Annotated in this window: 6 protein-coding genes; 2 read left to right on the forward strand and 4 right to left on the reverse strand. The window is 68.8% G+C overall.

The genetic code is table 11. The annotated features are described in order from the left end of the window. Positions 1–316: 316 nt before the first annotated feature. Together IE264_RS38125 and IE264_RS26785 are read left to right on the forward strand one after the other, a co-directional pair. Positions 317–4,648 (forward strand): FG-GAP-like repeat-containing protein, encoded by a 4,332-nt coding sequence (locus IE264_RS38125; protein ID WP_051822024.1) that lies wholly within the window; start codon positions 317–319, stop codon positions 4,646–4,648. Between the two features lie 208 nt (positions 4,649–4,856). Then, positions 4,857–6,368, forward strand: coding sequence for a N,N-dimethylformamidase beta subunit family domain-containing protein (locus tag IE264_RS26785; protein WP_229887774.1), 1,512 nt, complete (start codon positions 4,857–4,859; stop codon positions 6,366–6,368). Positions 6,369–6,374: 6 nt separating this feature from the next. Here IE264_RS26785 and IE264_RS26790 read toward each other — a convergent pair whose 3' ends face one another. From IE264_RS26790 to IE264_RS26805, 4 genes are read right to left on the reverse strand one after another with little or no spacing between them, the layout of a single operon-like run. Then, on the reverse strand, positions 6,375–7,409 hold the full coding sequence (locus tag IE264_RS26790) for a hypothetical protein (protein ID WP_015610906.1): 1,035 nt from the start codon (positions 7,407–7,409) through the stop codon (positions 6,375–6,377). A 10-nt stretch (positions 7,410–7,419) separates the two neighbouring features. Then, positions 7,420–8,352: an N-acetylneuraminate synthase family protein gene (locus IE264_RS26795; RefSeq protein ID WP_015610905.1), complete on the reverse strand. Its 933-nt coding sequence runs from the start codon at positions 8,350–8,352 to the stop codon at positions 7,420–7,422. A 12-nt stretch (positions 8,353–8,364) separates the two neighbouring features. Beyond that, on the reverse strand, positions 8,365–9,600 hold the full coding sequence (locus IE264_RS26800) for an acylneuraminate cytidylyltransferase (RefSeq protein WP_015610904.1): 1,236 nt from the start codon (positions 9,598–9,600) through the stop codon (positions 8,365–8,367). A gap of 50 nt (positions 9,601–9,650) precedes the next feature. Then, positions 9,651–11,033 carry a DUF6716 putative glycosyltransferase gene (locus IE264_RS26805; protein ID WP_032759874.1) on the reverse strand — a complete coding sequence of 461 codons (1,383 nt, stop codon included), beginning with the start codon at positions 11,031–11,033 and terminating at the stop codon, positions 9,651–9,653. Positions 11,034–11,097: the final 64 nt, after the last annotated feature.

Consider the following 11,097-nt stretch of genomic DNA (forward strand, 5'->3'; position numbering starts at 1 on the left):
CACTAGCCCCTCGAAGAATCGACCAACTAGACCGCTTATGCGCATTTCGGGTACCACTGATTCGCCCTCCCGGGTCCATGCCCCATCGAGACCAGAAGTACTTAACCGCCCATAACACCCAAAGGCGCGACACATTTGACCTCACTCACCGGCATTCCGGCATCACATTGCGGTCTTATCGGACTTCGGCGTTCCCGATCCAGGCACATGGACCTATCGTCGGCGCGGAAAATGTGAACTTTCTGGGGGGAGTGAAATGAATCGCACAAACAGCTGGGATCAAAGAAGAAAAAGACCGCTAAGGCAGTCCGTTTCTGTGCTTCTGGCGGCAGCCGTCGGCGTGACCGGAGCCCTCGTTCCGGCAGTCGCCGCAGCAGAGCCCGCGAGCGCACAGCACGTCGCGGCGACCACCGGGGCTCCGATCGACGACGGTTCGGTCAGCGAGGAGGACCAGGCACTGGCCACTGCCAAGTCGACCGGCTCACCGGTCGAGTTGGAGTCCGCCCGTACGGAGATTTCTGATACCTGGGTACACCCGGACGGCTTGTTCTCCGTCAAGCGATACGGATCGCCCGTGCGCCTGTTCCGCGACGGGACGTGGATACCGACCGATGCCGATCTGGCCTTCTCGTCCGACGGCGGGGTGAAGCCCAAGGCCTCGACGGTGGACGTGACGTTCTCCGGTGGCGGAACAGGGCCTCTGCTCTCGGGCGTCAAGGATGGGCGCACGCTCGCCCTCTCGTGGCCCACCGCCCTGCCGAAGCCGGTGCTCGCCGAGAACGTCGCCACCTACCGGGAAGTGCTCCCCGGCGTGGATCTTCAGCTCAAGGCAGAGGTCGAGGGCTTCTCGCAGCTCCTCGTCGTGAAGACCGCCGAAGCCGCGAAGAACCCGGCTCTGACCTCCCTCTCCTACCAGGTGAAGACGATAGGGCTGGCCGTGTCCGCAGACGCGGAGACCGGCAGTCTCGCGGCGGTCGATCCGGCTGGGCAGACCGTTTTCACCAGTCCGACACCGCTCATGTGGGATTCGCGGACCATTACCTCCGCCCCTGCGGCCAAGGCGGCCTTCGCCAGCGAGGCCGAAGCCGGGAGTCCGGGCGATGTGTTCGAACCGCCGCCCGGCGCCGCGGACGCGAAGATGCCGACCACGGTGAGCGGCGACAGCATCCAGATCAAACCGGACCAGGACCTGCTGACCGGCCCAAGAACCACTTATCCCGTATATATCGACCCGTCCTGGGCCTGGGGGAAGAAGGAGAACTGGACTCGCGTCTACAAGAAGTTCCCCGAGGCGTCCTTCTGGAATGCCAACGAAGTGGCCCGAGTCGGGTACGAGAACGAGACCAACGGCCTCTCCCGCTCCTTCTTCCAGATCGATACGGACACCATCAAGGGTGTGCAGGTAAAATCCTCAACCTTCCGAATCAAGAACGTATGGTCCTGGTCCTGCCAGGCGCGCCCGGTTGAGCTCTGGGAGACGACACCGATCTCCAAGAAGACAACGTGGGCGGACCAGCCCAGCAAGGTCGGCGGAGTTCCACTCAGAACCGTGACAGACTCGAAGGGCTGGAGCAAGGATTGCGCCGCCGGCAATCTCGAGTTCGATGTCACGGCAAAGGCGAGTCAGGCTGCTGCTGGCAAGTGGTCGAGTATCACCCTCGGACTTTATGCTTCCGACGAGGGAGACACATACGGGTGGAAGAAGTTCGACGCCAAGACTGCGATCCTGGAGACCACGTACAACAGTCCGCCCAAGACGCCCTACCGCCTGGGAACCAATCCCAGGACGTCGTGCTCAGCAGGTGGGCTCATCGGCAACACCAGAGTGAGCCTGCATGCCACCGTCGACGACCCGGAAGCAGGCAATCTGGAGGCGCAATTCCAGGTCTTTCCCAAGGGCAGCACGACCCCGGTCGTCAGTCAGAGTCTCTCGGCTCTGAAGGGTCGCGTCGTCACCCTCCCCGTCACCGATGCCAAGCTTCCGACGGGTGATTACACCTGGAAGGTCCGCGCGAAGGATTCCGACGGTGCCACCTCGGCCTGGACCTCGACGTGCGCGTTTTCGGTCGACCGCACACGCCCGAGCAACCCCCCCATCATCTCGTCTCAGGGCAACAAGTTCCCATCCGGCGAGAACGGGTGGCCCAACCCGACCGGTATGGCACGAGAGGAAGGCAAATTCACCTTCGCGCCCAACGGGGTGACGGACATCGATCACTACGTCTGGTGGACCGACCACGCCCCGGAACTCAACGAGGCGCAGCCAGGGGCACCGGCGTCAGTGCGTCCGCCCAGCTACGGTCCGCACTTCGTTCACGCCTACAGCGTCGACAAGGCCGGCAATCGCTCCGATGCCGCGAGCTACCTGTACTACGCCACACGGTCCGCCGAGCGGGACGCTCCGGGTGATCTCAACGGCGACGGCAACAAGGACATCTGGAGCGTCGATTCGAACGGCACCCTGCTGACCTACGCGGGGCAGCAGGACAGCACGTTCTCCTCGGCCACCAACGGAGGGCAGTCCTTCAGTGACGCCGACATCTCCTATCGCACCGACTGGGGTCAGGACGGCTACACCGACCTGGTGACGCTGGAGTACGACACCGTCAGCAAGCGAAAGCACCTTTGGACGTACCCGAACAACGGCCTCGGCATCGCAACCACTGATCACCAGGAAGGCAAGCAACGCCTGACTGTCAAGTGCCCCGTGGTCGACGAGGACTACGGCTGCGTCGGCGAGCCCGGGTGGACCGGGAACGACCATTGGAGCAATGCCGACCAGATCATTGCCCCCGGTGACATCAATGCCGATGGCAAGCCCGATCTGCTGGTCCGGCAGGGCAAGCTCCTCTGGGCCTATTTCGGTGACTTCACGAAGCGGCTGAGTACACCCGTTCTGGTAGGGGGCACCGACTGGGACCAGTTCACCGTGCTCGCACCCGGCGATCTGAACGACGACGGTCTCGCCGATCTCTGGCTGCGCCACAAGAGCTCGGGCGACATTCTGAGAACGTACGGAAAGAAGGGATCGAACGGGCTGCTCGACCCCACCACGTGGGGCAGCAGCACGGATCGTTCGAAGATTGGCACTGGCGTGACTGCTGCCGCCTTCCCGGAGGTCGGTTCGGTCGGTGACTTCACCGGTGACGGAGTGGCCGACCTCTGGGCGCGCAAGGCCGACAACACCATGGTCGGCTGGCCCGGCAGAACCACCGGGTCCACGCTCTTCGGTAGCTCGTTCGCCATCGACGGAGCCGTCGGCGGAGCCCGCATCCCCGCTGGGACGACGCTCACCGGCGGTCAGTCCTACACCTCCCGGTCAGCCAAGCTGACCATGAAGGACGACGGCGACCTGGAGATCACCTCCAACGCCGGCAAGCGCCTGTGGTCGACGAAGACCGCGGGGAACGTCGGGGCGAAAGCCGTCATGCAGACCCAGGGCAACCTCGTGGTCTACAAGGCCGACGGCACCACCGTGCTCTGGGATTCCAGGACGAGCGGCGCGGAAGGCTACGCCGTACTGCAGGACCGCGGAAACCTGGTCATCCACAATGCGAAGGGTCAGTCGCAGTGGAGCAGTGGCACCGTGATTCGGCACGACTACAACGGTGACGGGCGCAGCGACCTGGCGGACTGGTACGACCATGCCGACAAGTCGGACTCCATCCACAACTTCCTGACGAACTCGGACGGTACGTTCAAGAACCCGTTCGCGGGGTGGAACGTACCTGCGGACTCCTGGAACGCCGAACTCATGAAGCGCACCACCGGTGACTTCAACGGAGACGGTATCGGCGATGTGGCGGCCGTCTACGGATACCAGGATGGACGTGTCTCCCTGTGGACCTGGCTGGGCAACACGCAGGGCAGGTACGCAGCACCGTTCGAGTCGTGGAAGGTTCCGGCCGGCAACTGGAGCTTCAAGCGGATGAGGCTGAACAGCGGCGACTTCAACGGTGACGGCCGTGACGACGTGGCCGTCTGGTACGACTACGCCGACGGGCGCGACGCCCTGTGGACGTTCACCGCGAACGTCCGCGGCGGCTTCAACACTCCTTTCACGTCGTGGGCCAGTCCCGCTGGGAGCTGGACGGCAGCACGTGACAAGCAGGTGACCGGTGACTTCAACGGTGACGGGCGGGACGATCTGGCCGTCTTCCACGGGTACTCCGACGGAAGCAACAAGATCTTCACCTTCATCACCGCCCCCACCGGTGGGTTCAATTACCCAGTCGGCTCCTGGACCAGCAGCTCCTGGGGCAGTTGGGACCGCACAACGATCCATGCCGGCGACTTTGACGGGGACGGGCGGGACGACATAGCCGCCTGGTACGACTACGCCGACGGCCACGACAGCATCTACACATTCCCCAGCAGCCCTGCAGGTACGTTCAGTTCGACCACAGAGGCCTGGACGACGCCTGCGGGAAGCATGTGGCGGGACCACATGTCGATCGTCATCGGTGACTACAACGGAGACGGCCTAGACGACTTCGGCGCCTTGTACGGATATGACGACGGCAGCGTCAAGGCGTGGACCTGGTCGGCCCAGACCAACCGCACTTTCGCCAAACCCGTCAGCAGCTGGGGGGTGACCAGCGGCTTCAGCTTCGCCCGCGCGCTTGTGGTGGAGCGCTACGACAGCTGAAGGCCTGAAGGTGGTCCGCACCGGGGGTGGTGCGGACCACTCCCGGCAGCCGGAGACGATCCACTGTCTGCAGTGTGTCCCGGCACACAGGCACCGCACCTATATCTCATGCTCATCCCACTCGTACGATGAGCGATTGCTGACAGGTATCGACGCGTGAGGCACGAGGCCCGGCGTCCGGGCCCCCGGAGTGTGTGCTGTGTCGAAGGTGTCCCGTCGTGTTGCCCTAGGAGCCCTCGGGGCCGGAGCCGTCGCGGTGGCCGGTTACCAGTTGCGCGGTGAAGCCGAATCCCTGCCGAGACGTCCTGCGGCGAGTACGGGGAAGAACCCCGTGGCCCGGGAGAACCGCTCCGCCGGCTCGCAGCAATGGCGGATCGGGCAGGGCGGCACGCGGGCTGCCGACGACAAGAAGATCCAGATACAGGGGTACGCCTCGGCCACATCGGTGAGCCGTGGCGAGTCGATCGACTTCCACATATCGGCTCACCGCGCCCAGGAGTGCACCGTGGCGGTCTACCGCGTGGGCCACTACGGCGGTGACGGCGCCCGGCATCTGCTGACCGGCGACCCGGTCCGGGTGGAGCCCCGTGAGCGGCCGGTTCCCGATCCGGACACCGGGCTCATAGCCTGCGACTGGCCGGTCGCCTGGACCCTGGACGTTCCGGGCGCGTGGGTGTCGGGGATCTACCTGGCCGTATTCACCTCGGCCGATGGTTTCCGCAGCTCCACACCGTTCGTCGTACGCGACACCGAGCGCCGGTCCGACCTGCTGATGGTGCTGCCCTTCACCACGTACCAGGCGTACAACCTCTGGCCCTTCGACGGGCGCACCGGCAAGAACCTGTACAAGGGTTACACCCCCGCGGGCGAGATCGGCGGGAACGAGGAGCGGGCCCTCCAGGTCTCCTTCGACAGGCCGTACGTGGACACCGGGGTGCCGCGTTGGTTCGAGATGGACACCGCCACGGCCCGGTGGGCGGAGGAGGCCGGGTTCGACATCACCTACGCGAGCAGTGTGGACCTGCACGAGGGACGGATCGACCCCGCCAGGTACACGGCGGTCGTCTTCTCCGGACACGACGAATACTGGTCGCAGGAGATGCGCGACTGCGCCGAGGAAGCTGTGGAGGCGGGGACCCATCTCGCCTTCCTCGCCTCGAACAACATCTACTTCCACATCCGCGTCGAGCCCTCCGCGGACGGCCGTGAAGGCCGGGTGGTGACGTGCTACAAGGAGACTCCGGACCCCGAGCCGGGTGCGGCGGGCCCCACCGTGCGCTGGCGCAAACTGGCCAAGAAGCGGCGGAAGGCCGAACAGGGCCTGCTGGGCGTGCAGTACAACGGCATCCTCGCGAAGCCCGCACCGCTCGTGGTCAGGGAGAGCGGCCACTGGTTCTGGAAGGGGACAGGACTGCGGGACGGCGACAGCATTCCGGATCTGGTGGGGGTGGAGGCCGACGGTTTCGATCCCTCGATGCCCCGCCCCGCAGACAGCAAGCAGACGCTCCTGGCCGCTTCCCCGTACACCGACAGCTGGGGCCGCGGCCGCCGTGAGCACAACGCCAGCCTGTGCGAGAACACCGAGGGAACGCTCGTCTTCGTGGCGGGCACCTTCCACTGGCCGCTCGCGCTGAACGAACCCGCTCACCTCAACCCGCTGGTCCAGCGGGCCACCAGGAACCTCGTGGACAGGATGCTGGAACCTCGCCGGCAGGTGTGAGCGCCCCTACGCGTGGGCCGTCGACGTCAGCCGCTGCACCCCCCGGGCCGTCTCCGTGACCCCGCTGAGGAACCCCTGCGCGCGCGGGGAGGCCGTCGTGCGGAGCCATTCCGGGGCGATGTCGCAGACCGCGACGTTCACGCCCGTGCCGGCCAGGGCCAGCGGGAGGGTGTGGACCACCGTCGAGGGGAAGCTCACCACCGTGTGGCCGATGGGGCCGCGGCGGGCGATGAGTTCCAGGGGGAGGTCCGGGCGGACGATCTCCAGGCCGGTGGCGGCTTCCAGGGCGTGGAGCTTCTCGGCGGACTCCCGGCGGTGGGCGAAGTAGCGGGTCGCGCCGTGGGCGCGGGCCAGGGCCGTGACCGCCTCCTGGTACGGGACCGGGTCGACGACCCCCGTCTCGACCAGGGACGTGCCGACGAGGTCCGCCCCCTTGCCGATGCTCGGCGGGCCGAAGCGGGCGCGGGTCCAGGCGAAGGTGTTGGCGGTGACGGTGATGCCCTCGGGGGGCTCCACCGGCATCGCGGTGAAGACCTCCACCGTGTGCCGGGCCGTCGGGGTGAAGCGGCGCCGGGCGGTGGCCGTGACCGGGGCGAGGAGCAGCTCGCGCGGGCCGCCGCGGCCCTTGCGGTGCCAGCGGGTCAGTCGCTCGCCCCGGGCCAGCTGGGTGACGAACTCCATGGTCGCCGTGCCGTCGTCGACCACCGTGAGGCGCTCGGCGCGGACCAGGGTGAGCAGGAGCTGCACATAGCGGGAGAACGGGTCGCCGATCACTATGTGGTCGGCGCGCCTGACCAGTCCGGCCAGGGCTCGCAGGGCCTTGAGAGGCGCGCCGGACTCCCCGCGCGCCTCCTGCCAGCGGACGGTGATGCCCTCGTCGCGGGCCAGCTCCGCCATCCGGCGCAGCTGGCCGCGCGACATCGGGTCGACCGGGGGGAGGACGACGACCGTGGTGGCGGCCGGGTCGTCTCCCCCCATGGCGTGGGTCCACTCCAGGACGTTCAGGAGCTGGACCGGGCTCTCGACGAAGGCGAGGTTCACCGGTCGGCGCTCAGACCGCGACCGGCTCGGGGGCCGGCGCGTTGTCGGCCTCGGCGACGACGCCCGCGACCCGGCGGAGCTTCTTCATCGGGCCGAGCTCGGACTCGTACACCTTCTTGACTCCGTCGCCGAGGGAGGCCTCGATGGTGCGGATGTCGCGGACCAGGCGGGTCAGGCCCTGCGGCTCGACGGAGGCGGCCTGGTCGGAGCCCCACATGGCGCGGTCCAGGGTGATGTGGCGCTCGACGAAGGTGGCGCCCAGCGCGACGGCCGCGAGGGTGGTCTGCAGGCCCGTCTCGTGGCCGGAGTAGCCGATCGGGACGTTGGGGTACTCCTGCTGGAGGGTGTTGATGACCCGCAGGTTGAGCTCCTCGGCCTTGGCCGGGTACGTCGAGGTGGCGTGGCAGAGCAGGATGTTGTCGCTGCCCAGGACCTCGACCGCGTGGCGGATCTGCTTCGGGGTCGACATGCCGGTGGAGAGGATCACCGTGCGGCCGGTGGCGCGCAGGGCGCGGAGCAGCTCGTCGTCGGTGAGGGAGGCGGAGGCCACCTTGTGGGCGGGGACGTCGAACTTCTCCAGGAAGGCGACGGCCTCGGTGTCCCACGGGGAGGCGAACCAGTCGATGCCACGCTCGGCGCAGTGCTCGGAGATGGCGCGGTACTCGTCCTCGCCGAACTCGACGCGGTGGCGGTAGTCGATGTACGTCATCCGGCCCCAGGGGGTGTCGCGCTCGATGTCCCACTGGTCGCGCGGGGTGCAGATCTCCGGGGTGCGCTTCTGGAACTTGACCGCGTCGCAGCCGGCTTCGGCGGCCGCGTCGATCAGGGCGAGGGCGTTGCCGAGGTCGCCGTTGTGGTTGATGCCGATCTCACCCGTGATGTAGACGGGGTTGCCGGGTCCGGCGGTACGGGTGCCGAACGTGCGCAGGCGGGAGGTGCTCATGGTGGTGCTTCCTTACTTGGTGGGGACTGTGGGGACAGAGGGAGAGGTGGTGAGGGTGGGGCCCAGCAGCCAGGCCGCGATCTCGCGGATGGCGCCGTAGCCGCCGGGGGTGGTCGTGACGGCGCGCGCCGCGGCGCGTACCGAGTCGTGGGCGCTGCCGACCGCCACGGGCCAGCCCGCGAGGGCGAAGCAGCCCAGGTCGTTGACGTCGTTGCCGACGTAGAGAACGCGGTCGGGGGCGATGTTCTGCTCGTCGCACCACTGCTTGAGCGCCTCGTCCTTGCGGTCGATGCCGTGCAGGACGGGCACCTGGAGCTTGCGGGCGCGGGCGGCGACGACCGGGTTCTGTTCGGTGGAGAGGATCAGGAGGGGCACCCCGGCCTTGCGCAGGGCGGCGATGCCGAGTCCGTCGCCCCGGTGCACGGCGACCGTCTCGCGCCCGTCGGAGTCGACCATGACCCGGTCGTCGGTCTGGGTGCCGTCGAAGTCCAGGACGACCGCGTCCACGTCCGCGAGGGAGGGCAGCGGCGAGGGGTCCAGGAGCGGGGCGAGCGCGCGGGCGCGGGCCAGGTCGTGCGGGTCGTCGATCTCCAGCACCCGGGCCGGGTCGGTGGGGACCAGGGCGGTGTGGCCGAAGAAGCGGTGGCGGTGGGTACGGAAGCCCGCCGCGTCCATCGCGTACGCGGCGCCGGTCTCCAGGTAGTCCTGGGGGCGGTCCTGGCGGCGCGGGCGTACGGACTTGTCGTGGTTGACGCCGTACGTGCCCTCCTCGACCGCGGCCCCGTCGCGCCAGACGAACCCGTGGAACGGGGCGACGGTGACGGCCGTGTCGGCGCCCTCGTGGGCCACCGCCCTGGCGACCCCGTCGATGTCCTCGCGGGAGACGAACGGGCTGGTGCACTGGACGAGGAGGACCACGTCGACGGTGCGGGCGCGCTCGGCCTCGTACGTGTCCAGCGCGTGCAGGACGGCCGCCTCGCTGGTGGCGGTGTCGCCCGCGATGGCGGCGGGGCGCTCCACGCAGTGCAGCCGGTGGGCGGCGCCGAGGTGGGCGGCGGCGGTGCGGGCGGCCTCCGCGATGGTGGCGTCGTCGGTGGTGACGACGACGTCGGTGACCTCGGGGGCGCCGAGCGCGGCGCGGACGGCACGGGCCACCAGGGGGATGCCGCCGACCTCGGCGAGGTTCTTGGCGGGGACGCCCTTGGATCCGCCGCGGGCGGGGATCACGGCGAGCACGGTCGGGGTCATCGAAGCCCCTGAAGTCACGGTCGGGGTCATCGAAGCTCCTGAAGTAGTGGTCACAGCTCCCCCATCCGGCGGATCACCGGGGCGACGCGCTGGACGCCGTGGCGGTAGGCGCCGCGCGCCGCGTTGCGGACGGTCTCCCGCACCGCGCCCCGGACCCGGCCGGGCTCCTGCGGCGCGACGGCACCGGGCAGCGGCGTGCCGTCGGGGGCCAGGTGGTGGCGGGCGAGGATGCCGGGGAGGTAGCCGGAGGCGGTGGCGGGCGTGTAGTAGGGGGCGAGCGGAGGGAGTTGGGCGGTGTCGAGGAGTCCGGCGACCTTGGCGCGGGCGGTGTCGTAGGCGGTGCCGTACGAGCCGTCGGCGGCGACGCCCTGGCCGGCCAGCCACTCCCCGTCGGGGCGTGGGCGGAACCCGCCGTCGAGCCGGTCCCACGAGGTGAGGAGCCCCGAGCCGACGAAGTGGTGGTTGCCGAGGGGCTCCCGTACGCCGAGGTCGGTAAGGACCGCGGTCGGGATGCGGCGGTGCAGGGACTCCAGGGCGGCGGTCGAGGAGACGGTGACCAGGAGGTCGGTGCGGTCCAGGACCTCGCCCATGTGCCCGTACACCAGGCGGAAGTTGGGCGGCAGGCCGCCGGGCAGCCGCTGCGCGAGCTTCTGGTAGGGCAGTTCCTCGATGTGCGTGGTGTGCTCGCCGGGCTTGGAGCGCAGCTTCAGCAGCACCTCGCGGCGGGGGTGCAGCCGGGCGTGCTCGACGAGCCGGCGGAGCAGGTACGTACGGTCGGCGCGGGAGGCCGGTACGGAGGGCTGGGCGGCGAACACCACGGTGTCGCGGCCCTCTTCGGCGCGGTACGGGGCTCCGCCGAGGAAGGGCAGCGCCGCTTCCGTGACGGCCGAGGCGTCGGCGCCCACTCCCTCGTACACCGCGCGGAAACGTTCCGCGTCGTGGGCCGAGTTGGCGAGGACGACGTCCGCGCCGTGGCGGAGCAGGAGGCCGTCGGCGAGCTTCTCGTAGACGACGCCGACGTATCCGGTGACGACGACCGGGCGGCGCGCCGGCTTCAGCGCGGCCAGCCCGTGCAGCATCGCCTGGACGCCGCCGCCGACGAGGGCGAGTACGACGACGTCGTAACGCTCGTCGCGCACGGTGTGCAGGAACTCGACCGCGGTGACCTCACGGACCCGCTCGGCGTCGATCCCGACCTCGCCGACCTCCGCGAGCTGGCGGGGCGTCGGGGTGGCCCGGCCGCGCAGCAGCAGCCCGCTGACCTCTACGGGGCGCGCGCCCCGCTCGTCCGCCCCGTCGGTCAGGCGGCGCGCGGTGAGCGCGCCCCATTTCCACCGGGTGTCGGAGTCGGCGAGGACGGCGACCCGCAGCGCCGGGCGGGGCTCGGCGGGGGTTCGGGCCGGTTCGGCCGTATTGCTGGTACGTGGGGGCACGTCCTAGAAGTTAGGAAGGCATTTCGATGAGCAGCCCAACGTGACGGCAACAAATGGTTAACAG

The organism is Streptomyces microflavus (genome assembly GCF_014650075.1).
GTDB classification, from domain to species: Bacteria; Actinomycetota; Actinomycetes; order Streptomycetales; family Streptomycetaceae; genus Streptomyces; species Streptomyces microflavus.

Bases quoted from the DNA above. Each gene is read 5' to 3' on its own strand.
- IE264_RS26795 (WP_015610905.1), bottom strand. From the start codon at position 8,352: ATGAGCACCTCCCGCCTGCGCACGTTCGGCACCCGTACCGCCGGACCC.
- IE264_RS26800 (WP_015610904.1), bottom strand. From the start codon at position 9,600: ATGACCCCGACCGTGCTCGCCGTGATCCCCGCCCGCGGCGGATCCAAG.